Source organism: Spirosoma agri, assembly GCF_010747415.1.
Lineage (GTDB): Bacteria > Bacteroidota > Bacteroidia > Cytophagales > Spirosomataceae > Spirosoma > Spirosoma agri.
Window position 1 is genome coordinate 72,239 of sequence record NZ_JAAGNZ010000003.1, and the last position, 25,051, is coordinate 97,289.

The 25,051-nt window shown below is 50.4% G+C and carries 17 protein-coding genes and 1 pseudogene; 8 read left to right on the top strand and 10 right to left on the bottom strand.

All coding sequences use genetic code 11. From position 1 onward, the window contains the following. Nucleotides 1-36: 36 nt before the first annotated feature. Entirely contained in the window at nt 37-867 is an 831-nt protein-coding gene (locus GK091_RS24375) for an ABC transporter permease (protein WP_164043156.1), read from the bottom strand. Nucleotides 868-933: 66 nt separating this feature from the next. On the opposite strand from GK091_RS24375, the gene GK091_RS29665 reads away from it, so the two are divergent. Beyond that, nucleotides 934-1,977, top strand: a complete 1,044-nt coding sequence (locus tag GK091_RS29665) for a UbiA family prenyltransferase (RefSeq protein ID WP_164043158.1) — start codon at nt 934-936, stop codon at nt 1,975-1,977. A 406-nt stretch (nt 1,978-2,383) separates the two neighbouring features. Here the strand turns inward: GK091_RS29665 and GK091_RS29670 are convergent. Then, a pseudogene (locus tag GK091_RS29670) lies at nt 2,384-2,947 on the bottom strand (glycosyltransferase family 2 protein); the annotation flags it as partial. Between the two features lie 12 nt (nt 2,948-2,959). Beyond that, the gene (locus GK091_RS24390) at nt 2,960-4,186 is read right to left on the bottom strand and encodes a glycosyltransferase (RefSeq protein ID WP_164043163.1); all 1,227 of its coding nucleotides are present in this window, start codon (nt 4,184-4,186) and stop codon (nt 2,960-2,962) included. 819 nt (nt 4,187-5,005) lie between these two features. Between GK091_RS24390 and GK091_RS24395 the strand changes: the two genes are divergently transcribed. After that, nucleotides 5,006-7,261 carry an ATP-binding protein gene (locus GK091_RS24395; protein ID WP_164043165.1) on the top strand — a complete coding sequence of 752 codons (2,256 nt, stop codon included), beginning with the start codon at nt 5,006-5,008 and terminating at the stop codon, nt 7,259-7,261. Nucleotides 7,262-7,415: 154 nt separating this feature from the next. On the opposite strand, the gene GK091_RS24400 is transcribed toward GK091_RS24395, so the two are convergent. The 4 genes from GK091_RS24400 to GK091_RS24415 all read right to left on the bottom strand — a co-directional run bounded on the left by GK091_RS24400 (nt 7,416) and on the right by GK091_RS24415 (nt 11,631). Beyond that, nucleotides 7,416-8,267: an SMP-30/gluconolactonase/LRE family protein gene (locus GK091_RS24400; protein WP_164043167.1), complete on the bottom strand. Its 852-nt coding sequence runs from the start codon at nt 8,265-8,267 to the stop codon at nt 7,416-7,418. 101 nt (nt 8,268-8,368) lie between these two features. Next, complete coding sequence (locus GK091_RS24405) at nt 8,369-10,288, bottom strand: pyrroloquinoline quinone-dependent dehydrogenase (RefSeq protein WP_164043170.1); 1,920 nt, start codon at nt 10,286-10,288, stop codon at nt 8,369-8,371. A gap of 138 nt (nt 10,289-10,426) precedes the next feature. Beyond that, nucleotides 10,427-10,828, bottom strand: a complete 402-nt coding sequence (locus GK091_RS24410; protein WP_246202395.1) for a cupin domain-containing protein — start codon at nt 10,826-10,828, stop codon at nt 10,427-10,429. A 41-nt stretch (nt 10,829-10,869) separates the two neighbouring features. Further along, complete coding sequence (locus GK091_RS24415; protein ID WP_164043172.1) at nt 10,870-11,631, bottom strand: SDR family NAD(P)-dependent oxidoreductase; 762 nt, start codon at nt 11,629-11,631, stop codon at nt 10,870-10,872. A gap of 209 nt (nt 11,632-11,840) precedes the next feature. On the opposite strand from GK091_RS24415, the gene GK091_RS30095 reads away from it, so the two are divergent. The 4 genes from GK091_RS30095 to GK091_RS24425 all read left to right on the top strand — a co-directional run bounded on the left by GK091_RS30095 (nt 11,841) and on the right by GK091_RS24425 (nt 14,212). Continuing rightward, entirely contained in the window at nt 11,841-12,083 is a 243-nt protein-coding gene (locus GK091_RS30095; protein ID WP_394351889.1) for a hypothetical protein, read from the top strand. A gap of 9 nt (nt 12,084-12,092) precedes the next feature. Beyond that, nucleotides 12,093-12,581 (top strand): helix-turn-helix domain-containing protein, encoded by a 489-nt coding sequence (locus tag GK091_RS30100; protein WP_394351890.1) that lies wholly within the window; start codon nt 12,093-12,095, stop codon nt 12,579-12,581. Nucleotides 12,582-12,583: 2 nt separating this feature from the next. After that, complete coding sequence (locus GK091_RS30105) at nt 12,584-12,727, top strand: helix-turn-helix domain-containing protein (RefSeq protein WP_394351891.1); 144 nt, start codon at nt 12,584-12,586, stop codon at nt 12,725-12,727. Between the two features lie 657 nt (nt 12,728-13,384). Continuing rightward, a complete protein-coding gene (locus tag GK091_RS24425) occupies nt 13,385-14,212 on the top strand; it encodes an MIP/aquaporin family protein (RefSeq protein ID WP_164043174.1) in 828 nt (275 codons plus the stop codon). 773 nt (nt 14,213-14,985) lie between these two features. Here the strand turns inward: GK091_RS24425 and GK091_RS24430 are convergent. The 3 genes from GK091_RS24430 to GK091_RS24440 form a co-directional block, all read right to left on the bottom strand. Next, nucleotides 14,986-16,341: a S41 family peptidase gene (locus GK091_RS24430; RefSeq protein ID WP_164043176.1), complete on the bottom strand. Its 1,356-nt coding sequence runs from the start codon at nt 16,339-16,341 to the stop codon at nt 14,986-14,988. Between the two features lie 331 nt (nt 16,342-16,672). Continuing rightward, complete coding sequence (locus GK091_RS24435; RefSeq protein ID WP_164043178.1) at nt 16,673-19,315, bottom strand: T9SS type A sorting domain-containing protein; 2,643 nt, start codon at nt 19,313-19,315, stop codon at nt 16,673-16,675. 333 nt (nt 19,316-19,648) lie between these two features. After that, a complete protein-coding gene (locus GK091_RS24440; protein WP_212593003.1) occupies nt 19,649-21,361 on the bottom strand; it encodes a glycoside hydrolase family 2 protein in 1,713 nt (570 codons plus the stop codon). A gap of 778 nt (nt 21,362-22,139) precedes the next feature. On the opposite strand from GK091_RS24440, the gene GK091_RS24445 reads away from it, so the two are divergent. Continuing rightward, on the top strand, nt 22,140-22,529 hold the full coding sequence (locus GK091_RS24445) for a T9SS type A sorting domain-containing protein (RefSeq protein WP_164043182.1): 390 nt from the start codon (nt 22,140-22,142) through the stop codon (nt 22,527-22,529). A gap of 422 nt (nt 22,530-22,951) precedes the next feature. Then, nucleotides 22,952-24,877, top strand: coding sequence for a glycoside hydrolase family 97 protein (locus tag GK091_RS24450; protein WP_164043184.1), 1,926 nt, complete (start codon nt 22,952-22,954; stop codon nt 24,875-24,877). Nucleotides 24,878-25,051 lie beyond the last annotated feature (174 nt).

The window sequence follows — 25,051 nt, forward strand, 5'->3', positions numbered from 1 at the left end:
TGCATTGATTAACGAGCGCTTACTTAAATATACGGTTTATAAACGGACGATTAAGTGCGGACGGGCCAATCGGTACAATAACCAACTACCAAGCAGTAGTAAACAAGCGATTAACGATACCGCGCCAAAGCCCAGCGTCGGCTGACTATTTCCGGATAATAGCCAGTCTCGGGTAGTACTGAGCAGCGGAGTCACCGGATTCCAGCTAATAATAGAAGCCATTGATGCCGGGGGGCTATATACAACGGGGGTAATTAAAAACCACAAGTTAATAACTACAGGCAAGGCATTAGCAATATCGGCGTAGAGCATACCCACTGGAGCCAGCAGATACCCTAGTCCCAAACCAAAAATAATTAATAAAGCCAGTCCAAAAGGTGCCAGCAGCATGGTTGTGTGCCAAGGCATCTGAAAACCTACCAATACAACAATCAGAATTAGTATTCGGATTAAGCTGTTGAATAGTACCGTCCCTAGTCCCGCGACAACGAACGCTTCATGCGGCACTCGTACTTTACTGATCGTTGAACGGGCCATCTGAAGTTGTTGTAGCGGACAATTAAGGGCATCAACAAAGCCCTGCCAGAGAAACAGGCCCGTCAACACAAACACGGGATACGGCACCGATGACGTTAATCCTTTAAGCACTTTAGCTTGTCCTAAATAGATCCAGACTAGTCCCGTAACTAGCGGAGGAAGCAACATCCAGACGTAACCGAGCAAGTTCTGACGCGCCTGCACTTTTAGGTTTCGGACAAACAACTGCCAGCCGACACGATAAACGACGCGGAGGTCATCCTGTATCTCGCGCAAAAACCGGCGAGGAGCTTGCAGGGGCGAATGGGCCGTATAAATAGTTTCATTCATTAGCTTGTAAATTCCAGCTCGTTTCTTACTTTTCGCATTACAACTTTCTTCCTCTAACACCCACGGATGCTTCAATCGGTACCTTCATCCCACCTTCGTCACGTCGGCCGGCAAGTCAAAACATTCGTTCGGGCCAGTGAATGGTGGGGCTATAAGTTTTCGCCTTTACTCGCTACTGCCTATGCCACCGCAAGTTTGACAAACACATCAATCTGGTCGCTATTGCCCTGCCTGTTGCTCCTGCTGTTGGCGCTGACAGTAGGAGCCATATATGTAAGCCTGCTCAATGACTGGACCGATCGGTCCATTGACGAAGCGGCTGGAAAAGCAAACCGACTAGCTGGGAAATCGCCTACTTTCACTAGTCTGATCTTAGGTTTTTGTGTATCCATTGGCTTTGCTTTCGGGCTATACTTCTATACCCTGTCTCCTGCTGTCAGCCTTTGGTACCTTGGTGCCTGGCTCGCTTACACACTGTATTCACTGCCGCCCTGTCGGTTAAAAACTCGGGTTTTTTGGGGCATACTAGCGGATGCGGCCGGGGCCCATTTCTTCCCGCAATTGTTTACCGTTGCCTTAATTAGTAACTGGTTTGATTATACCGTTTCAACGGGCTGGTGGTGGGCCACAGGCGTCTGGGCAATAACCTGCGGTATACGGAATATTCTCTGGCATCAATTAAGCGATGTAGCAGCGGATCGACAGGCAGGTATTACTACTTTTGTAACCCGTTTTGGCGAACGACCTGCCCAACGGCTTGGGCAATGGGTGGTCTTCCCACTGGAAGTGCTCGCATTCGGATTTGTACTTTTTATCCTGGCTCGTCCGCTTACGCTGGCCGCTTTACTCGTTTATGCAAGTCTGGAAGCGATGCGCTGGAAACTTTGGGAGCAACGTCCACTCGTATTAGCACCCAACCAGCGAATCGTGCTGAACGAATACTACATCACGTTCTACCCGCTGGCATTGCTGCTGAGTCAGGCAGGCCGTTATCCGTTAGATTATAGCGTAGTTCTGTTGCACCTGCTGCTGTTTGGGGGTCACGTATCGGTGTCAGCTCGGAATGCCTTTCAGCTTGTAGGCCAACTACTGCGTCGCCTAGCTCGTTAGGAAGGCTTTTGACACGGCGTTTTACTAAGCGCTTTTGAACATGCTCCTGCCCCCAGGTAACCACGATTCGACTGATGGCAGAAGGTGACAGGCGAAAGGCAGTCGTCAGATGGCGTAGCACGACAGAAGAAGACGCAACAGCTTGCTTCCAGCTGAAATAAGCGAAATTGAAATGGTGGAGGGCTAACCGTCGCCGAAAAACTCGTTTCTCCTGAGCCGTTAGCTGATGACCAAATCGCTCGATCAGCACTTGCTCATCATGAAACCCAACCTCTGGAATAATAACCGTATTATCCTGGCAATCCCAGATGTTGTCCCCGTGAATATGTTTAGTCCAGTGAGGAACTGGCGAGAAAGCCGAGCGGCAAGCACGATTAATTACCATATCGAGAATCATGCACCAGTCATCGGCAATCCGCATCCGCTCGTTCCAGGCCCCGGGGAACGCTGCTCGTCGTATGATTAGCGAGGATGACGGAGAGGGGCATGTTTCGACCATTAAACATCGGTTCTGCTTTGGATCTAGTATCCACCAGCCATTATCGCCTTGCGAACAGAACTGTTTACGATGCTTGGGTAACATAAAATACGATGCGTATCCATCAGTCCCTTTGCTCGTCTGCCAATTCATGAACACAAAATCTAACTGGTGCTTTTGGAGCATCGTCATCCCATCGAACAGGAAGTTAGGATGCCATTCATCATCCGAATCTAAAGACGCAATGTATTCGCCCTGGCAGTACTGTAGCCCCGCATTTCGCGCAGCGGCCTGGCCTCGGTTTTCTTGCCTGTGATATTGAATGGTACTGTAGCGAGATAGCCGTTCTTTCGTGTCGTCAGTCGATCCATCGTCGATGACAATTAACTGCCAATTTGTGTATTGTTGAGCCTGTACGCTTCGAATGGCTACATCAATCAGATGCCCTCTATTGTAGGTTGGAATAATAATGGAGATTAGAGGTTGTTTCATACGGTCATTTGGTTATTGGCCGAGAGACGCTGTCAATCGGAGAAGGTGCTTACTAAATGATTGAGCGGCATCGGATGATACCGTAGCACGGGCGTGCTGAGCAGCAACCACACCCATCTGTTGCCATTCGTCACGTCGGTGCCAGGCTCGCTCCAGGGCTTCGTCAATGGCTTCGACTGAAGGCGTTGACGCCAGGAAACCTGTTTGATTATTGATCAGCAGTTCAGCAATACCACCAGCATCGGTTGCTATAGCTGGTCGGCTGCAGAGCATCGCTTCCACCAGGGCCAGAGGCAGTCCTTCACTACGGGATGGTAATACTAACGCGTGGTGTGTTTGCCAGATGACGGCAGGATTTGGTACGTGGCCCCCCAGGCTGACTTTACCGTCCAAATTGAGAAAGAGAACCAGTTCTTCGATGGCCTTCCGGTGTGGACCTGCTCCATACATCGTAACTGTTATGGGACGCGATCGCCATTTGGGTTGAGCCAGTACGGTTAGCAGTAAATCCTGACCCTTATCTAGCACGTCGAGCCGAGCGACACATGCCAGTCGAATCACTCCATCTTGAGCGATTTGCGGCACAATCGGACTCACAAAAGCCTCCTGCACAAACGGATTCACTGGGTTGAAGACGACTTCAGCCTGAGGTAATCTCATGCTCAGTTGCCGACGAGTCAACTCCAGGTTATGTTGAGACACAAAAAAGCATTTTAGTGCCGACTGGTAAGCGGCTTGAATAACAGCCCTTTCGTGGTCGTACGGAAATAAAAAATGAACGGCCTTCTGGGCAACCAGCGCAAAAGGATGTTCATATCGACGGCAAACATCTGCGAAAGCGGCACCGTCGTAATTATTGCCCTGGGCAACCAAGGTTAAATGCGGTTGTTGCGCCAGTAGCGCCTGCCGTAAAATCTGTTGTCCCCGCTGAGCCGTAGTGTGCTGCCACCGAATAGGCAGTAGCCGATTTCGAAGCCGAATCCTCAAGGACGGTACTTGATACAAGTCGGTTACAGTACAGTTTGCAGCCAGTAGGGCTTGAATACGGGGATGTTGACGCTTAACGTTGGTCTTAAAAACATGCACGCAATGGCCAGCTTGAGCCAGGAGTATGGCTGCCTGCGCCCACAGCTCCTCGCTTCCTCCCCAGTCTTCGGGGCAGGAGCTAACGAAAAATAGCGTATAGAATCGACTGGTCGAATCAACGGGTTTCACTGGCTTCTGTACCGGTAGTATCAACGCAATAGAGGCTTAGGGTAGTTAGAAGTCAGTCGTTAAGTTGCTTATCCACAAGCGAAGCTGGTAATCAAGAAAACTCGTTGTTAACGTAAAGGTAGGTATGAGGCATGCAAGGACGAATATGAACGTAATCAAGCTGCTACCATAAATAACCAGCAGTCATATTCTACTGATTGAGCTAAATAGAGATTAAAATTAGAGAAATAAATTATCATATTTTATGTTAATATACATAAAATTTTTCATACGGGTGCCAGCGCCCGATGACCAACGAAGTTTGGAGTTTCGCTTACGTTGATGCATTTGATTGGGCCAGTCCGCCCTTTGGGATTGTGAGCAGGTCAGGAAAACGATTTGTTGCTTCCTAGTCTTCGTATGCCTTTAGGTTTGTCCATGATATTATTCCAAGATTAGCTTTCTTGTTCTAGCTACCTTCGATCACTCACAACTGTGAGCTACCCTACTGCTTCGGCAGGCCCCATACAGTTGACTTAAAGCGTATACTGCGCTATAGATGTGGTAAAGAATTTTCAAAAAAGGGGCGTTTATTTGAGATGATAGTTTTCGGGCTACGAGGGTTTGTGCGGCCGCGCCACGGTGGCCGCTGCTGCAGTACTTTTTTTTAATACATCCAGTTCTGCCGAAATGAGCAGCAAAGCAATCAAGTCCCGACCGAGCTGTAAATAGAGGAATTCTTAACTAATTTTACAACCAACCACTCGACCCTGACTGTTATGATACCAAAAAGTATCTCACTCGGTACCCGATAAGTGGCTTCTGGCTAGATAGTACCGTTAGTCTCTTTTTATCTGTATCCTCATGAATGACAGTCCGGCCCAACCGCTCGGTAGGAATCGAATTGACGTATTACATAGTTACCACATCCTGGATTCAGATACCGAAGCCGACTATGACGGCATCATCCAGTTAGCGGCTCAAATCTGTCAGACACCCATCGCTCAGATCAATTTCGTGGATGAGACGCGCCAGTGGGTCAAAGCTAATTTGGGGTTGAGCCTGGGCAATTCGCCGATCGAAGAATCCTTTTGTGCCCACACGATTCTAGATCCACTCAACCCCTTGATTGTCGAGGATGCCCGGCTTGATGATCGCTTTGCCCACAATCCATCCGTGAACCAGCAGCCCCACATTGTGTTTTATGCGGGCCTCCCCTTAGTTGATCCAGACGGTTTTGCCTTAGGTTCCCTTTGTGTATTGGATCAACGACCCCGTCAGCTCACTACCGAGCAAATTGACGCGCTGGCCATCCTAGCCCGGCAGGTAGTCAACCTACTGGTACTACGCAAAGCCAATCAAGACTTGAAAGCCCTCCTACACAGTGAACAGCAGAGCCGTGCCGAAGCGCAGACTCAGAGTCAATTACGACTGGCTTCAGCCGAGAGCGAAGCCCGTTTCCGGGCGCTGATTGAGGAAGCACCCGTGGCGACTATGCTGCTGGTTGGCCCCGATCACATCATTGCCCTTGCTAACCAGGCTATGATTGACATGCTGGGTAAGGGGGCTACCATTGTGGGTCAACCGGCCGTGCAGGCGGTACCTGAATTGGGCGCTCAACCGTATTTACAAGTACTTAATCAAGTGTTTGCTTCCGGCCTTACTCACCAGGCCCGGGCCATGCCCGGGGAATTAGACATAAACGGGGAGCGAAGCCAGCATTATTTTGACTTCACCTATAAACCCCTGCGCAATTCAGCCGGCGAGCCGTACGGTATTCTCAGCGTGGCCATTGATGTCACCGAACAGTTTATGGCTCGTCAACAACTGGAAGAAGCCACCAATCAATTGCGCAGTATGGTGGAAAGCGCGCCCTTCCCCATTGGGGTCTATACGGGTCGGCAGATGTTGATTCGCTTTGCCAATCAGGCCATCATTGACGTCTTTGGGAAAGGCCCCGATGTCATTGGCAAATCCTACCTGGAGCTCTTGCCCGAACTGGCAGACCAGCAAATCTTTAAGCAGCTCCTTGGCGTCTATGATTCGGGAGTGCCCTTTGCCAGTGGCACGCAGCGGGTGATGATTGAACATGAGGGCGCTTTAGTGCCTTACTATTTTAATTACAACTTTACCCCGCTCTTCGATGCCAGCGGGCAGGTGTATGGGGTGATGAATACGGCCGCCGAGGTAACGGAGTTAGAGCTAGCCCGGCAGTCGCTGGAAGAAAGTGAGGGGCGCTACCGTCTTTTGTCGGCTCATCTGGAAGAGCAGGTCCAGCAGCGGACCCAGGAGCTGGCAGCTGTCAATGAAGAACTGGCGGCCAGCAACGAAGAGCTGATGGCCAGCAATGAGAACACTACCGCCGTTAACTCGGCGTTGAGCGAATCAAATTTAAATCTTAGCCGCTCCAACGACAACCTGGAACAATTCGCCTATATCGCTAGTCACGACCTTCAGGAGCCTTTGCGCAAGATACAACAGTTTGGCGATCTGTTACAAAGTCAGCACGGAGACCAATTAGGCGAAGGAATGAAGTACTTGGAGCGAATGCAGACGGCAGCGGCTCGCATGTCTACCTTAATTCGTGACTTGCTGACGTTTTCGCGCATCGCTACCCAGCGGGATGGCTCCGGACCGGTCTCGCTTCAGCGGGTTGTTGCTGAAGTGCTCATAACGCTAGACTGGACCATTCAGGATGTAGCGGCTCAGATTCAGGTGGGTAGCTTACCGACCGTGTCGGGTGACGAAACTCAACTTGAGCAGCTCTTTCAGAACCTGCTGAGCAATGCCTTGAAGTTTCGCCGGGTGGATACGCCCCCCCTGATTGCTATACGAGCAACCTTGATCAATGCTACCGACTTACCACTTGGCGTAAAGCCGGATCGTCTAACGGCTCAGTATCACCGAATTGACGTAATGGATAATGGCGTAGGCTTCGAGGAGAAGTATCTGGATCGTATCTTTCAGGTCTTTCAGCGGCTGCACAGCAAGAACGAGTTTACGGGCACGGGCATTGGGCTAGCGATCTGCGAAAAAGTAGTGAGGAATCACGGAGGTGCCATCACGGCTACCAGTCAACCTGGCCAGGGGACAACATTCATCGTCTATCTGCCTGGATAAGAATCTTGTTGACGTTTATGGACTGAAATCAACATTTGTTGAAACAAATTCGGCTCCATAAAACGCGCTAAAAATTGGCGTTTTATGGAGCCGAATTATAGTGATCCGTCCTGAAGAACACTAACCGTTTGTATCGTCCTGATTTTACAGTCATCTATCTCACCGAGTACGCTCTCACGGTATTATGAAACAGAGTAGGAATAAACAGCATACGGGTTCCTGGATTATAATCGGTATCAGCCGTTTTGATTTGCTGACTAGTGAGATCCAGCTTTAAATCAGTGGTCCCAGTTGCCCCAACGTACCATACTTTCCCGGCTACCTCGTTAATCAGGTAGGTTCCGTTCCCCAACGCCACAATCCCATCATTACTCGATGTGCCCATCACGTTAGCCATCGTATGGATTTCCTTTGTCGCCGGATTCAGCCCTAGTAACGCCCCATCACCATGACCAATCAGGACTTGATGACCATCAACCAAAAGACCATTGGTGCCCTTGAGCAGACCACCGGCTGAAATAAGCTGAACCTTTCCATTGGCTAGTGACCACATTTTACTTTCCTTCGAGTCAGTAACGTAGAGCACCTGCTTGGTTGAATCAACGGCAATGTCATTGAGGAACGTAGCATTCGGAACCGGATATCGATTCAGGACGTTGCCCGTAATTAGATCAATTTCGGTAACCTGCGTTATCTCCGTCACGTACAGTTTATCCCCTAGGAGAGCCATACCTTTGGTGACGTTTAGCTTATCGACAAACTTTAACTGTACCACCTTTCCATCCAGGCCTACTTTGGCGATATAGCTGTTCTTATTTTCCCGGCTTGCCGACCCATTGATGCAGGATACATACAACACCTGTTGGCTTGGGTGAAACAAAACGCTTTCAGCTGTGCGTAGCGTTGTATCCGTTTCCCAAACAAGCTGAAGCTCGATGGACTGAGCCCCAGCAAAAATCGGTAAAATAAGAGTCAAGAATAGGGGTACAAATCTTGTTTTGTGCATACCTGAAGGGGTTTCATCGCCGACTAGTTACTAAAGCGAATAGCCATTCGGTGAAGGATTAACTTCCTGTTCATCGCTGAATGGCTACTGACAGGATGCTGTTAAGGTAACGCAAAGGCCATAATGTAGCCAGCCGGATTGGCGGTATCTCCGCCGACGGATAGGGCCACGTATTGCCTGCCTTTAGCCTGATAGGTGCAGACGGTGGCATTGGCTAACGCCGGTAAGGTCGTCTTCCAGAGCAGCTTGCCCGTCTTTTTATCGATAGCTCGCAGTTGATTGTCAGCCGCACCGCTAATGAACAGCAGGCCGCCCGCCGTAACCACCGGCCCGGCTTTACCTTCTTGCCCCGTTTCCGGTGCGCCGGGCTTTTGGTGGGTCGGATCGTTGCCCAAGGGCATCTGCCAGGCGTACTCCCCGGTGGCCAAGTCAATCGCGCTCAAGGTGCCCCAGGGGGGCGTGATGGCCGGGTTGCCGCTGGGGTCTTTCCACGTTTTGTAACCCGTACTGTTGACATACTGGTCATCTCTGGCGCTTCGGCTGGGGGTTGCCAACTGGCTAGCGGACAGCTGAACTTGTTCAACGGCCCCATGCATAGTCCCTTTCTTAATCGTGATCAGATCCGGGGCATTATTCGACTTTACATAGAGTAGGTTACTGGCCGCATCAAAGGCAGCTCCGCCCCATTCCACGCCCCCTCTCGTACCAGGAAACTGGATCGTTCCGGTTAGATCAGGTGGTGAATACAGCCCTGTATAGCGCATCGACCGGAATTGCTTCACCAAGGAATCATGATCAGCCGCCGAATAAGTAGACAAGTCCGCTTCCGTAATCAACTGTTTCGCAAAGGGTTTGGGCTTCAGGGGAAACGGTTGGGTGGGCGAGGACACTTCGCCCGGTAGCTGCGATTGGGGCACGTTTCGTTCTTCAATGGGAAATAAGGATTCACCCGTTTCCCGATTAAAAACAAACACGAAGCCTTGTTTGGTAATTTGGGCTACCGCGTCAATCGGTTTCCCATTCTTAGTGATTGTTACCAGAGCAGGCGGGGCTGGCAGATCGTAGTCCCACAGGTCATGATGCACCGTTTGAAAATGCCAGATGTGTTTGCCGGTGGCCGCGTTGAGCGCCACCACACAATTGGCGTATAGGTTATTGCCTTTTCGTTCTGCCCCCCAGAAGTCGTAGGACGCTGAGCCCAAGGCCACAAACGCCATCCCCCGCTGGCTGTCAATGCTCAACCCAGCCCAGTTATTGGCCCCACCAGCTACTTTGTAAGCGTCTTTAGGCCAGGTGTCATAACCCAGCTCGCCGGGATAGGGAACCGTATGGAACGTCCAGACTAATTGACCGCTCGTGCAGTCGTAGGCCCGGATAAAGCCAGGCTGTGAACCGTACGTATCCGGCGTTCGGCAACCAATAATGATCAAATTCTTGTAAATGCCACCGGGTGTGGTCAGAGAGACATAAAAACCTTCCTTTGGATCATCGCGAAGTCCCACTTTCAAGTCCACTTTCCCGTTGTTACCAAAGCTGGCAATGGGCTTGCCCGTTTTGGCATCCAGCGCATAGAGGAAATTATTAGCCGAGGTCAGGATGCGCTTGTCATCACCATTTTCCCAATAGGTCAGTCCCCGGTTGACTTCGCCGGTAGTCTTGCCCTGGATCGGATCAAACGACCAGACTTCTTTGCCGCTGGCCGCATCGATGGCATAGGCTCCCTGCTGGGCGGAGGTGGCGTACATGACCCCATCAACCACAATGGGATTGCACTCACTGGTGCCGGGGGGCGAACCGGCGGGCCTGTCATGCATGGCAAATGTCCAGGCGGGTTTCAAACTGCTCACATTATCAACAGTCAGTTGGGTTAGGGGCGAGTAGTTTACGCTCTTCTCGTCTCCTTTGTAGACCGACCAGCTCCGGTCATTCTGCGCCGGTAGAGATCGACTCGTGATGAGCCAGATGGAAACGGCTGCTAAAACCACTTGAGTCAGGCTGCCAAATCGTCGCTGTTTTTTCATTGGGCTTATAAATTGGTACAATCGTCTAGACAGCTTCATTAAGCGATCATTTGAGCTTGTTATATTCCTGATCGGTTATTGATTTGAGCCATACGGCAATGCCTTTTTCCGAGTTGGGAATGATTGATAGGTGGCTCATCATGCTGCCAAGCGACGCCCATGCCAATGCTCGGTGTTCGGTGGGCATTTAAACCCATCCCCCTTGTGCATGAGCTGAATGGGTTTTCCTCGTTCCTGATAATAGCCTGTACCGTCGGTGATCAGCAGGAGTTGTCCGGCTGGATGGGTATGCCATCGGACCGCCGAGCGGTTGCTTCGGGCACCGTCTTCAAATGTAACGCTGCTCACCACGCAGTTATACGTGGCCTCATCCGGCACTAATGATCTGACCCATATCGTTCCCGTGAAGTTTTCCGATGGGGCTTTATCGCCTTTTGGAAAAATAGCCGTTTGAACGGCTGAGGTTTTCTCCGTTGATTGGGCATGAGCGCGTAGGTTTCCCAGGAGTAATAAGGCGCTGAGTAAGATGATCAATTTCATATCGTTGTACGAGTTGATAGGCGTGTAGCGAAGCCTGCTGCTCATTGAATACTATAGCCACCATCGATAACCAACGTATGCCCGACGATTAGGCTGGCCGCATCACTACATAGAAAGACAACGGCCAACGAAATTTCTTCCGGACGACCCAGCCGACCGACCGGTACGGCTTGCAACATAGCATCCAGGGCTTCTTTTTGACCACCAGCAATCATGTTATCGGCCATGGCCGTTTGAATGAGCCCTGGGCAAACGGAGTTAATCCGAATACCCTGTGGAGCATATTCCAAAGCTGCGCTTTTCGTTAGACCGATGACACCATGTTTGGCCGCATGATAGGTTCCCCGCTGGGCACCGCCTAATATGCCCCCAATGGACGAGCAATTGACAATCGCACCATTCCCCTGCTGACGCATCTGCTGCAACTCGAATTTCATACAGCTCAAGACGCCCCTTAGGTTGACTCCTGTCACTCGGTCAAAGTCTTCTCGTGTCTGGTCGGCAGCTCCAGCTAATTCGTTTTGTACCCCTGCGTTATTGAAGGCCGCATCCAACCGTCCGAACGCGGTTACCGTTTTTTGAATCATCACTTCGACCTGCTGATCGTCCGACACGTCACAAACGATGGCTACTGTGTTATACCCTTCAGCCGCCAGTTTGCCAGCCGCAGCCTGAACCGCTGGTTCATCCCAATCGGCTAAGGCGACTGAAGCACCGGCCTCGGCAAATGCTTCGGCGGTTACCAGCCCAATATCGGAAGCTGCGCCTGTCACCAGGGCGACTTTATTTTTCCAGTTTTCCATATCTGAATCCTTGTTTACATGGTAAAGCGACGAGATGAACTAAGTGTGTCTTCGCTTCCTCGTTTTTACATAACAAAGGTCTTACCCTGCCAAGCATCCATTTTTATACAGGTTACGGATATACCTACCAATTTCACTGATTACCGCTAGAGGATATGGCTGAGGTGAGAGAACGAGTAATTTTGTAGCCGTTTTAACCCCACAAGTCGATGGATACTATCTTGAGAATTGACACCGTCAGTGAACATGATGCCTTTTATCAGCAGGAAAATTTGCATCCACTGGTAAGCGTAATCGACTTTAGCGGTCGGGTACCCGGAATTTATGCGTCTCGAATGAACTTCGGCTTTTATGCAGTGTACTTAAAAGACGTGAAATGCGGGGATATGAAATATGGGCGGCATACGTATGATTATCAGGACCGGACACTGGTCTTCGTGGCTCCAGGGTAGGTGATCAACGTGGACATTAATGCCGATTACAAGCCACAGGGCTACGCTTTATTATTTCACCCTGACCTGATTAGAGGGACATCACTGGGTAAACATATCGATGAGTACACGTTCTTCTCCTACCAAACTAGGGAAGCCTTGCACCTGTCCGAAAAAGAAAGACGGCTTGTGTTGGATTGTTTTGCCAAGATCCAGTACGAATTGGAACAAGGCGTAGACAAGCATAGCAAACTGTTGATAGCGGCCAACATCGAGTTGTTTTTGAACTATTGTCGGCGTTTTTATGATCGTCAGTTTATATCGCTTGGGGATGCCAACCATGACACACTGGAACGATTCGAAGCGTTGCTAACAACCTACTTTAGTTCGGACAAACCGCAAACCGACGGCTTACCGACGGTGAGTTATTGTGCCGATCAACTGCATTTATCACCTAACTATTTTGGTGACTTGGTCAAAAGGGAAACGGGAAAACTACGCTGGAATATATTCAGCTAAAAGTGATTGATCTGGCGAAAGAAAAATTGCTAAGCGAGCCGGCTTCCGTTAGTGAAATTGCGTATGAACTGGGCTTTAAATACCCCCGACTTTTTAAGCAGCATGTTGGGTACACACCGAAAGACTATCGGAACTCGCTCCATTAAGACCGAATAGGACAGACAATTCACCAGTGGAGTGATGAAGTTACAAAGGTTGCTTCTGGTTTATAGATCCTATAGGTTCTCTTAAAACGCTCTTTATAGTGAAATTGAATTAGTAGATATTCAAACCAGACATCTCTCGGTCTGCCAATAGGCCAGACCCCTGGAGCGGTTTGATGCCATAGAATTTTGCCCGCACTGGCGACTCCGAGTTGTCAACAAAAACCTCTCGAAGCAAAAATCTCTCATGCTTCAGCTAAGGAAGAGACAATAATTGTTAAAGTAAAAAAATTGAAACTGGACAAACTAACATTCTCCAGCACATTCCGTTAAACGATTAATCCATTTAACGAACTGACGTATCCGATAAGCTAGGAAAACTACCAAAATTCATTGGGTGAAAGAATGGCTGGATTCGATGGCTGGCGGCAATTACACGATGAGTCAACGTAAGCTCACTTCCATTCAGAAAAAGGGAGGTACAGAGGGCGATTAAGCAACTTGCTAAACGGAAAGGTGTTTACTAGATACAAATTAAGGATGAAAAAGGCAACGAACTCATTGCGACCAGCGTAAACCCCTTTAACGTAATTTGCTAGCCAGGCCAGTAGCGGTTCATTTGCTTTGCTCTCTGGTTAAGTGGTAAATATAAAGTAGCCTATGTCCGATTCGTTCACCACCAATCTGCGTCGGGCCTTTGTACAGCATTGGCCAAATTATATGGCGGAAGCAATGGGGGTCTCATTATTTATGATCGGCTCGTGTTGTACAGCCGTTTTGTTGCACCATCCCGATTCGCCGGTTCGTCAATTTTTGGGTGAATCGAAACTAGTGCGTCGAACCGTTCAGGCCGTTATTATGGGGCTTGTGCTGCTAATCATCAACTATAACCCGGCTGGCAAAAAATCGGGCTCACTTATTAATCCAGCCATTACGCTATCATATCGCTATTTGGGTAAAATTTCCACTGTTGACACGATATGGTACATTTTATTTCAATGTACCGGCGCCATTAGTTGGGGGTTCATTTTTTACCAGTTGCTGGAGAAGTGGTATTCCCATCCTGATGTCAATTATAATCTAAGTGCGCCAAGGCCTGAAATGGGCGGTTGGCCCGTTGCCTTCCTAGCCGAATTTAGTATATCGAGTCTACTAATATTCGTCTCGCTACTATCGCTGCATTCTAAAAAATTTCACAAGCTCAGCAGTTCATTTGGTGTGGGCTTGATTATGCTTTACATCATTTTTGAAGCACCTTTTTCGGGCATGAGTACGAATCCAGCCCGTTCCTTGGGAACAGCGGCTGGCGCCTTAAATTTTCACTATTATTGGATTTATATGGTGGCCCCCTTTAGTGCGATGCTCTTGACCACGTTTGTTTTTCAACGAATATGGAAGCCTAACCATCCTGTTCGCTCTGGCAGTAAAAAAGGCTGGTTTAGAACCGATAAAATTCCCCCGAATTTTCCAATTGTTTCTCCTGATTAGTTCGCGCTGTTTGACCAACGAAGATGATCTATAGCTTCTACGGCACGCCCAAGTGGGAAAGCAGGCCGATTATAGGCAGTTCTCCGGCACGATTATGCCAGAGGTTCCTGCCCGGTAACGAAGGATATTACCAAGACGGGACTTCGTATACTATGGCCTGAAGTTAACAGTTCTTCAACAAGAATCGTATTATAAAAACGCTCCTGCTTGAGACGACAGAGTCTTCATACATCTGCTTCAAGAAATGGGCCTGGCTGTTGCACAACGCTATTGGCTCATAGGCTTTTCCGACTGGAGTAAAAAAAGACAACCTGGACGAGTAAGATTTAGTTAATTCCGTTTTCAACTTAGTAAGGACTCCAGAACGCCCAACAAGTAAACCCAACCAGGTAGATGGCTAAACTCATTAAAATACTGCTAACCATCAGTATGGTCTTGGCTTGGGGATGGACCATCTTAATGGGAACCTTTGCCACCCACGCTCATGGTCGACGAGCAGGCTGGTTCATTGGTCTTATTCTGCTTGTGCTACTGGGGATCGGTTATAGCTACTTGGCAACGCGGCCCAAAACCATTAAGGAATGGTTTAAAAGGTAATCGTTTTGAGTTGTGCAACAGCCACGGTGAGTTAGAGAACCTCCCTAGATGGAGACGAACGAGCGTTCATATGTCTGCTTCTTAAATGGGGCGTTTGACGAGACGGGCCTGTTCAATGTGACTGCTGAAACAGTCAAGTCGCTTTACAAAGCTTACTATTGTGAAGACTTTGAATACTACCGGTTCTTGAGGACAGGTTTCCCCGCATAATAATCGATGACTACCCGTACCCAGTCGAATTGATCATCACCAATCACCACATCAGGCTGGTATCCCGTTTCATCAATCTTGCCGTGCAACGTCCAGTCTGATCGCACGGTGGCCACATACCCTTCGTAAAGACCACAACCTAGACGATAGGGGCGTACAGTCCCGTAGTCCATTGTGCCACTCGTCGGACTGCCAAACAAGGTTACCTTCTGGCTTTGCCGGGCATATTCGAGCAGTAATTCCGCACTACTAGCCCCACCACTATCAATCAGTAAAGCGATCTGCTGAGGCATCTTGGCTACACTATCTCGTCGAACGGTGCGTCCGGGATAGCTGATGAGTTTGCCATCTACCTTCTCGGTAACACCTGCATCAATAATGGGTTGCGTGTAGATCAACCGGATGAATTCCCCCCAGGAATCTAGGCTACAACACCCACCTGCATTACCCCGTAAATCAATGATCAAATGGGGCGTCCGACTAATGGCCTGCTGGTGTTGAAGCAATACCGTGTTGAAGGCTGAATCAGCCACTTGAAACGAGTTTAGTTTCAGATAACAAAAATTGGCGTCAATGAACTTGAAACTCAAGTTAGGAAGCTGCCTTTGTTGGGTCAATAAATTAACGGTTCGGGCTAGTTGAGCCGACTCGTCAAACTTGGCAACTGTTCGGATCCAATGTCCACCAAAGCCGGAAAACTTAATAATGTCCCCCTGTACAGAAGCAGTATAGTTGGCGGGGGTAAAATCCCGGAAGTAGTAGACAGCCTCAAATCGTTTTGATGGCATCTGTTTTAAGCTAAACTTGACCAACCCGGCTTGCCAGTTGGTCACCTTCGTGCTGGCAATACTACCGGTATAGTGATTCGGGTCTTTCTGGTCACGGCAAATGGTCACTGAATACAGATCATCAATATCGCGCCAGGTGCCTTCGATTGGGCTTAAACGCGCTTGGTTGGCCAACAAATAGCGGTTGATCTGATCAGGTGACTCCTTGGCCTTAACTGGTCTTCGGGAAGCGGCTGCCTGGTCAGTGTAGTGAATGGTAAAGTGGTCATCTTTGAAAAAGGCCACATATTTTTCCAGTATCGTCAGGCAAGCGCTGGGTGAAGTAAGTCGAGATTGCTGCTCTAGGTTTTGGCGTAGTTGATTGTATTGGTTGAGGGCTTTACTGGCCGTCTTATCCTCAAAGCCCGCGTACCGACTTTTGGCCACTTGGATTAAGGCATTCAGATTGGCTTGGCAGCTACAACTATCGATTTGTTGGGCATGTCCCCAAGTAGAGATGACAACAAGGGAAAGGATCACGAAAAGGTGTTTCATACGAGTGGGGAATAGGAGCAGAATGGAGTTTCAATCTAGGAAAAGCAACGGTCTCTTCAAACGCTCGTTTGTGAGAGCGCTTATAATGGGCATTTATCATGTGGTAAAAACACTGGCTTCCCCAGATGGGAAGCCAGTGAAGAGGTAGTTAGAATCCTCTTTTTTTTCACTGAATCCCCACCAGGGGAAGCTTATAGGTGCAGATAGATGCCAGTGCGAAGAGTAGTGTACACTCCGCTCCGATGGTAAAGCATATACCGGGCCGATGTCTTGTGCGTATCCATCACAGGGTGATTAGGCTAGGTATCGACCTGATTACGAAAAAAAATCCTTACTGCTTGATCAGCTTAATCGTTTGTTTTTGCTGACCGCTCTGCGCCCGCAGAAACAGCATTCCCGTCGGTTGCCGCTGCACGTCGAACCGCTGCTCATCGACAGCACCGACCTGCTCAATGTGCCGCTGTTCCAGCAGGTGTCCGTTGGCATTCAGCAGATCGAGTTGAACCGCTTGTCCTTCCACACCACTGATGACAACGATAGCCGTGTTATCCACCGGGTTACCCTTGACCGTCAGTCTAAGCCCTTGACCTGCTTCCGCAGCCGCTACCCGCGCCGACCGTCCGCAGGCGACTTTCAGATCCCAGGTGTAGGTGACGGTTTGTCCACTCTGGCGGGCCATCAGGGTGAAGGGCTTGACATCGCTGGCGGTCCGGGAGTCTTTGTCGACGAACTGATTCGGGTTGGTCGTCCAGCCAGTAATACCGGCTGCCTGATACTCGATGGGTGAGTTATCACCCCCGCTGGATTTAAACGTGAAAGCTCCGCTGGCACAGTCATAAACGGGAGACAGGAGGGTTAGTGCGCCGGTTGTGGGCGGAGTGATGGGTGGCTGAGGTGGTTGATTCCCGCTGCAAAACGCCCCAAAATCGAACGTGTAGCTGGCCGTTTGTCCGCTCTGGGTAGCGGTGATGGTAATGGGCTTGGGATCGTTACGCAAGCCTTGCTCAACAACGCCCGTATTGCTGGCGAGCGAGGAGCGGGTGATACCTGGTGCCGAATACGTGATGGGCGAGCCATTGCCGCCCGTCGTATTGAACGTAATGGCACCAGTAGTGCAATCATAGGTAGGAATTAGCAACGCTAGTGTTCCCACCGTTGGTGGGTTGACAACGGATGCGTCAGTGACGGTGATTTTGAAGGTCGTGATAACGGGCTGGGAGACAAAGTACTGGGTAGCCGCCGTTGCCGTCACCGTGTAAACACCACTCACCGTAGGCGCACCTACCAGCGAAACGCTAAGATTATACCGTAAATCGCCGAAGGTATTTTGACGGATACCCGCCGGTAACCCCTTCATTGACGCTGTCCACTCTGGGAAATAGCGGGGCTGACTTGACGTGGGGTCAACAATGTAATTGCCCAGGTTGAAGTCTTCCTGCTTAAGGACTTGTCCAACGGTGAAGACCATATCGGGAATGGACCTTACTAAAACGGGGGGCTTAAACTGATTGGTGCAAGCGCCAATCAGATCAAAAGTGTAGCTCGCTGTCTGGCCGCTCTGGGTAGCGGTGATGGTAATGGGCTTGGGATCGTTACGCAAGCCTTGCTCAACAACGCCGACGTTATCCGTGGCACGGGCACGGGTAATACCCGGCGCATTGTAGGTGATGGGTGATTCGTCTCCTCCGGTGATGTTGAACGTGATGGATCCGGTGGCACAGTCATACGTAGGTTTAATCAACGTGAGGGGGTTTGCAGGCGCTGCTTTTCCTACTTTAACGATCCAGGTGGCGACCTGTGTGCCGACTTTACCCTGAACATCACCATCCGTAGAAGTAGTGGTACCCACAACAACATAGCTGCCATCATCGGTGACAATAAGACCCTGAGGCACATCAATACCCGAACCGCCGAATGTTTTGGTCCAGACTAACTGGTCAGACTGGGCTAGGTTGGTCAACCGAAAATCACCCGCCTGTTGGCTTGCTTCATCCAGCACCGTCTGATAAGCCGGTTTCCCGTTCCTCGCTGGCACGGCGACCAGCGAGGAACGGCTGAAACTCAGTCGGCCGGGCTGGTAGAAGCCTCCACCCGGGCTGCCATCTGCACCAAGATTGAGCGTATTGCTCACATTGTCATTGAGATTATTAACGCCCGAAGCAACGAATAAGCCATTGAAATAGGGACTGGGAATGACATCATCGAGCAGTTTCCGTTCTGGGTATAGCTTTTGCCAAATTATATTGCCCTGATCGTCCAGTTTCGAGGCCCATGCACTGCTTCTGGTCGGTGACTGGCCGACTAATACGTAGCCCCCATCGGGAGAGTTGACAACCCGGCTAACATTGATCGTTACGTTGGCATCATCGGCTAGGTAAGATACAGGCCGTTGCCATATCTGATTACCGTCCCGGTCAAGCTTGGTGGCAATGACGAAACGCAGATTACCGGGTATGATATCGCCAACGATCAGGTACCCACCATCGGGGGTCGCTATCAGGTCTTTCTCGGTTATACCGGACTCGTATTTGTCTCCACTGTATTTATACGCTAACAGTTTTTTCCAGGCAAGTTGTCCATTCGCATCGAATTTGGAGATAGACCAAAAAAGCTCATCATTAACCAACACGACAAATCCACCATCTGAAGTCGCGGCTAAGCTGGGTACAGAACCTACCTTAGGGAAATAACCAGAACTGGCTGCGTAATAACCCGTAATGACGCTACTCCAAACAATAGTGCCGGCCGCTGAAAGCCGGGTAAGTTGAGTACCTGATACTACACAGAAATCCCCGTCGTTAGCCTTCGCGATACGTCCTGTTGAAAAAGTACTTAACGAACTATTTTCAATGACCCGCTGCCACTGAATGGCTGGAGGTTGCCCCGTTTGGGCCCGGGCTGAAATGCTTAGACTCATTACCCACAGGGCTACTACACACCATTGTTTAATGGAAATCCAGTACTGATTTTTCATAAAGATTTAAAGTAGAAAAGTGCAACAAATAGTGATGGTTTAGAACTAGCTACAACTCGTCAGCAGGTAGGTTCTGATTCCGTATGCGACGGATGGCGGTTGAAAGATATTAAAAAATAACCGTCTCCTGAAACGCTCCAATTTGCGGTATAGAACGTCTCTAGATACGTAGTTCTTTAAAGGGCTTTTTAGAAGTCGTATATGATAAAAAAGGGGATTACGCTTAGCCATTTTTAACTAAGCGTAATCCGTATCCCTATAACTAAGATGAGCCTCGGGCTGAGCTGTCTCTACTAAACGCTTTAATCTTTAGGGGAAGGGTATCTACTCAGGCTACTCTTTTTTAACGACCAGCCTCAAACCCGCCTGGATGACGGCCTGATTAACGGCTCGAATTCGGTCCGTGTCCATTTTTTCTACTTCCCGATCATAGGTCAGTACTCCGTTTACTTCGTGCTCAACATCCGTGGTTTGGGTGTAAATCGCTACGCTTAGCCCCCGGTAGCGCATCAGTTGTTCGACCTGGTCAAGCAGCATAACGTAGCGGTCGGTTAGGGCCAGTTTAGTTGGTTCATAGGCATAGGCATTATTTTCAACGGGCCACATGTGCCCCCGTACAAACAAACCCACACCCCCAAATTCGCCCAGCGAAGCCGCCCGATTTTCGTCAGGTTCCGAGGCTTTGTAAGGGCCCACATAAATGTGCGTATCCACAAAATCACCGTTCTTGGGGTCGCCGTACGCTTTTTGGTAAGACGGATTGTTATTAAAACCCGAATTGCCATTGACCAGTCGGGACGGATCATATTGCTTGACCCCGTCCGTGATCGTGGCCACATCGAAAGCGCCCCAGTTTTCATTGAAGGGCACCCAACAAATAATCGACGGTGAATTATAGTGGTCATCCATCATGGCTTTCAACTCGCTACGAAATGCGGCCCGGGTGGACAGGGTGTCTTCGTTGGGATACCAGATAGCGGGCATATCCTGCCACACCAGTAACCCCAGCTTATCGGCCCAGTAATAGAACCGCTGGGGTTCGGTTTTCATGTGCTTACGGATGAGGTTATAGCCCGCTCGTTTGGTATACTCAATGTCGAATTTGAGGGCCTCTTCCGTTGGCGCGGTCAAAATACCATCGGGCCAGTAGCCCTGGTCGAGTAGCCCAAGCTGCATGACAAACTGCCCATTCAGCAAGGGTCGAACGACGCCATTGACCTTCCCCAGGTTAACATCCCGCATACCAGCGTAGCTCATCACCTCATCCAATACTTGCCCGTTGGCTGCGGTCAAGGTAAGTTTTACATCATACAGGAACGGAGAATCCGGCGACCAGGGTTTGGGGTTGGCAATGGGCACGGAGAAAGCTGTTCCAGGCCTTCCTTCGGCCCGGGCCACTTCTTTTTTCCCTTCCAGCACGACGGCCGTAACTCGGGTGCCTACATTGGCCTTAACGTCAAGTTTGAGCCGCTTGCCTGCTAGGTCCGGCAGGAGCCGCAAGCTTTGGATGTATTCTTTGTTGACTGGTTCCAGCCATACTGTCTGCCAGATACCGGACGAGAAGGTATAATCACCCCGGGGGCCGTTTTTTCCCGAAGGTGTACGCCCGTCATTCGCATCATAAGCGGCCACCACCAGGCTGTTGGCACCAGGGGCCAGCAAAGCGGTAATGTCGAACGAAAAGGCATCATAACCGCCAGCATGGCTGCCCACTTTCTGGCCATTGACAAAAACGGTAGACTGGTGATCGACGGCCTCAAAGTGCAACAGGATCTGCTTGCCCTTCCAGGAAGTGGGCAGAGTAAACGAACGCTGATACCACATGTTGATTTCCTGCTTTCGCTGAATACCTGACAGCACCGATTCAGGACAATAGGGCACCCGTATTTTCTGGGTCGTAGTGGGAAAGGGTAATGCAGTGGTGGGGTTGTTGGCCGAGGTGACCGCTTTGCCACCCTGGTAATTCCAGGTACCGTTCAGGCAAAGCCACTGGCTACGCTGCAATTGTGGGCGTGGATATTCAGCCAGTGGTATTGGGTCTGCCAAGGCTGTTTTCGTCCACCGGGTTGGTAACTCGGCCCCCTGGGCCTGCACACATTGAGTGGAGCAACTAAAGCAGGTTAAGAATAATAAGATAGCAACGAAGGGCTGGTGTTTTAACATAATAGGACTTGGCACAAGGCGAATAGGGTTACATTTTTAGCCAAAAATAGACACACAACGCTACAAACAGACAAGGTAACAAGTGATTCGAGCGGTACTCATCGCCCACATCTTGTCGTCGCACAGCGATGACCGAGGGAGTGCCGACGAGTCGTCCACCAATTCACAATGTCTCTAAAATAGAGGACAGGTTGTCAACTTCTCTAAAATCTCCCCTTTACTTGTTCGTCTCACGCGTCTATCCTGCTTGAGACGACAGAACCATTATCTATCTGTTCCTTAAAATGGACGTTTCATGAAACGGCTTGTTTTAATGATTGTAAACTACTATCCGTAGTATACGGACTTCTAGCTCTAGAACCTACCACTTTATGCCGGATCTGTTGAATGATAACTCTATCCATTTCAGGGCTTCTATTCCCCCTGTTTTACGCTCCATTTTTGGGGTTTGAATCTTGAAAATTCCTAAACGAAAAAGGCCCTGTACATCTTGTACAGGGCCTTTTTCGGGGGGTGATACACGTTCACCGAAGAAAATGAAGGGTTCATCGTCACTTTTCACTGCTTCATCTAAAAAGCTGGGCAGGCTCCTACCGCCCCCCTACTTTTGACTCACCAACAGGCAACAACGCCGACCAAAATCATCTTTTTTCATCAGATCATGAAAACCATCTTTAACGCCATCCTGATTGCCTTCACCCTCCTCACTTCACTGACTAGCTTCAGCCAGGCTAATCCAATCGGACGGCCCGGTAAACCAGCGGCTACCTACGCTACCAGCTTCTATACGGCCATTGATGGCAGACTAGTATTATCGCTGACGAAAGGCGTCAGTCAGCCGGTTTCGATTCGACTGAACCAGGCGAATGGGATTACCCTGTTTACCCAACAGGTAACTAAACGGCAAACCAGCGCCCAGGTCCGGTTTGATGTGAGCGATCTGCCCGATGGGACTTATACGGTGGAAGTTTCTGATGGAGCGCAGCTCACCACGCACCAGGTGCAGCTCAATTCGCTCCAGGTCACTAGCCGTCCGATTGCCGCCAAGTAAGACCGTCTTAGGCGGTGTGGATCTTCGATCGATCCTTTAACGGAACAAGTAGTATATAACTTGACGGAGAAAAGTACTATGCAGTAAAAGCGAAGGGCTTGATATAGTGACCCCACTATAGCCCTAAATTCGACCCTAATTTCCAGAGAAAGAGTTAACTCACTTTTACTTTGAGCAAGTACGTCAGGTAGGATGTATACGCGGGTGTCGTTGTCCTCATCAGACAATCGGCTTGCCTATACGGGCCGGGTAAGCAAGCAATAAACCAACGCGGTGGACTAGTAAATCGCCGTCGCTGGACCCTTTGATCCCTAATACGGCGTAAAGTCGCTTAAGGCGGTAGGACCAACGAGTTCAATGTCTTTGCGTTCGCTCCGGCTTAACCCGGCTCACCAGGAACACCAACCCAATCAATCAGTCGAATGAGAAATGGATGGCTACACAAAACCCTGCCCGGTGTCATGGGCGCACTGGTTCTCTTCAGCGGCTTTAGCGCAGCCAGCCAGTCGATGGCACTGAGCTCCACGCAAGGCGCCAACACAATTGCCCTGTCGTTGACCAAAACGGGCCAATTGCAGTACCGGGTAACCCACCGGGGTCAACTCATTGTGGCCGATTCGCCCCTGGGCCTGGACTGTGACGATCAGAATTTTACCGCTGGCCTCTCCCTGGTTAGCGTTTCTCCCATCGACCGCCGACGGGAAACCTACACCCTAAAAGTGAGCCACGTCAAATCGATCGATCAGGTGCTGAACCACCGGAGTATCACCCTCAAAAATAAGGCGGGTGCGCGGCTGATCATCGATCTGGTGAGCGGACAAGAGGGCGTCGCGTTCCGCTACCGCTTTCCCGACCAGACCAACCAACGACGGGTAATCAACACCGAGCGCACCGGCTTCCGGATCGAAAAAAAGGCTAGGGGCTGGTTACAGCCCTACAATAAAGCGGGCAAGGTCACCCCAGGCTACGAAGATTTTTACCTCAACGTACACCCCGGCGATTCCATTCATAACCCCCGGAATCCGTCGGTGGGCTGGTGCATGCCGGCCCTGTTTCAGGTCAACGGGGGCAAACACTGGGTCCTGCTGGCCGAGTCCGCAACGGATGGCTCCTTTCCCGGTTGTCACCTGCAACCCGACTCCAGGGACGGGCTCTACACCATTGCCTTTGCCGAACCAGACGAAAAATATACCCTGCCCCTGGGCAACGACAATCATCCGGTGTCCACGCTCCCCTGGACGATGCCCTGGCGGGTGCTCATCATTGGGGAGCAGGCCGGCGAGATCTTACTATCCAGCCTGATTACCGATTTGGCCCCGGCCTCCAAACTCGACGATACGTCCTGGATCGAACCGGGCAAGGCCACCTGGTCCTGGTGGTCCCATCCCGAGGATCAATCCCCGCAAACTTATAACGCCTTCACGGATTTGGCCGCTTCACTGGGTTTCGGCTATACCCTGTTTGATGCGGGCTGGGAGAAAGCCGACAAAGCGGGGGGGATCATTGCCAAGGCTACCGCGAAAGGGATCAAACCTATGGTGTGGGCCTATTCGGCCGCCTACTTCGACGCTGACCAGCGTCGAAAGCGCTTTAAGGAATTGGCAGCCATGGGCGTCAAAGGGGTTAAAATCGATTTCTGGTGCTCCGACCGGCAGGAAGTAATGGCCTGCTTCCAGTCCCTTTTTGCGGATGCCGCCCGGGAGCATTTACTGGTCAACCTACACGGCACGACCGTTCCCCGGGGCTGGCATCGCACCTGGCCCAACTTCATGACCGCCGAAGCGGTTCTGGGCACGGAACATTATTTTTATGAAGCCCGCTATCCGGCGTTAGCCGCCCAGCAGAACACCATTCTGCCCTTCACCCGCAATGTAGCCGGTCCGACCGACTACACGCCCTTTGCGCTCACCATCCGCAAGTACCCCCGGTTGAACACGGCGGTTCACGAGCTGGCGACGGCCATGATCTACACCTCGGGCGTGATTAACTTTGCGGATTCCAAAGAGGTGTTTGACTCCCTGCCAGTGCCGGTTCGGCAGTTACTCAAAGAGATGCCTGCGAGCTGGGACAAAACGGAAAGTATCGTGGCCCAGCCGGGCGAGCAGCTCATCCTCGCGCGTCGGCAGGGGGGTCTTTCCTACCTGGTGGGGATCAATGGTACGGATCAAGCCGTACCGGTCAGGCTCAATCTGGCTCCGTACGCGAAGGGTTTTTCTCAATTCAGGGTCATTACGGAAGGCGACGATCCGTTGATGCGCTTCAAAACGGAGACCTATCCCATTCGTTCCAGCTGGCAGCACACGTTTGCGCCCAGGGGGGGCTTCATTATCCAGTTTATCAAGGAGTAAGCCGGGTTGAGCTGGACCCTTGCCCCGCACGCTATGCGTAGCGTGCAGTAGGAACAACGAATGATTCGATTCACCAACCTCAGCGATTGGTAGGCGACTAAGAGGTGCGGATAACAATCTAAAACAGCAGCCATTTTCTACATACGGGTAATTCTGCGAAAAGGAGGATACTAC

Bases quoted from the DNA above. Each gene is read 5' to 3' on its own strand.
- GK091_RS24375 (WP_164043156.1), bottom strand. From the start codon at position 867: ATGAATGAAACTATTTATACGGCCCATTCGCCCCTGCAAGCTCCTCGC.
- GK091_RS29665 (WP_164043158.1), top strand. From the start codon at position 934: ATGCTTCAATCGGTACCTTCATCCCACCTTCGTCACGTCGGCCGGCAA.
- GK091_RS24395 (WP_164043165.1), top strand. From the start codon at position 5,006: ATGAATGACAGTCCGGCCCAACCGCTCGGTAGGAATCGAATTGACGTA.
- GK091_RS24400 (WP_164043167.1), bottom strand. From the start codon at position 8,267: ATGCACAAAACAAGATTTGTACCCCTATTCTTGACTCTTATTTTACCG.
- GK091_RS24405 (WP_164043170.1), bottom strand. From the start codon at position 10,288: ATGAAAAAACAGCGACGATTTGGCAGCCTGACTCAAGTGGTTTTAGCA.
- GK091_RS24410 (WP_246202395.1), bottom strand. From the start codon at position 10,828: ATGAAATTGATCATCTTACTCAGCGCCTTATTACTCCTGGGAAACCTA.
- GK091_RS24415 (WP_164043172.1), bottom strand. From the start codon at position 11,631: ATGGAAAACTGGAAAAATAAAGTCGCCCTGGTGACAGGCGCAGCTTCC.
- GK091_RS30095 (WP_394351889.1), top strand. From the start codon at position 11,841: ATGGATACTATCTTGAGAATTGACACCGTCAGTGAACATGATGCCTTT.
- GK091_RS24425 (WP_164043174.1), top strand. From the start codon at position 13,385: ATGTCCGATTCGTTCACCACCAATCTGCGTCGGGCCTTTGTACAGCAT.
- GK091_RS24430 (WP_164043176.1), bottom strand. From the start codon at position 16,341: ATGAAACACCTTTTCGTGATCCTTTCCCTTGTTGTCATCTCTACTTGG.
- GK091_RS24435 (WP_164043178.1), bottom strand. From the start codon at position 19,315: ATGAAAAATCAGTACTGGATTTCCATTAAACAATGGTGTGTAGTAGCC.
- GK091_RS24445 (WP_164043182.1), top strand. From the start codon at position 22,140: ATGAAAACCATCTTTAACGCCATCCTGATTGCCTTCACCCTCCTCACT.
- GK091_RS24450 (WP_164043184.1), top strand. From the start codon at position 22,952: ATGAGAAATGGATGGCTACACAAAACCCTGCCCGGTGTCATGGGCGCA.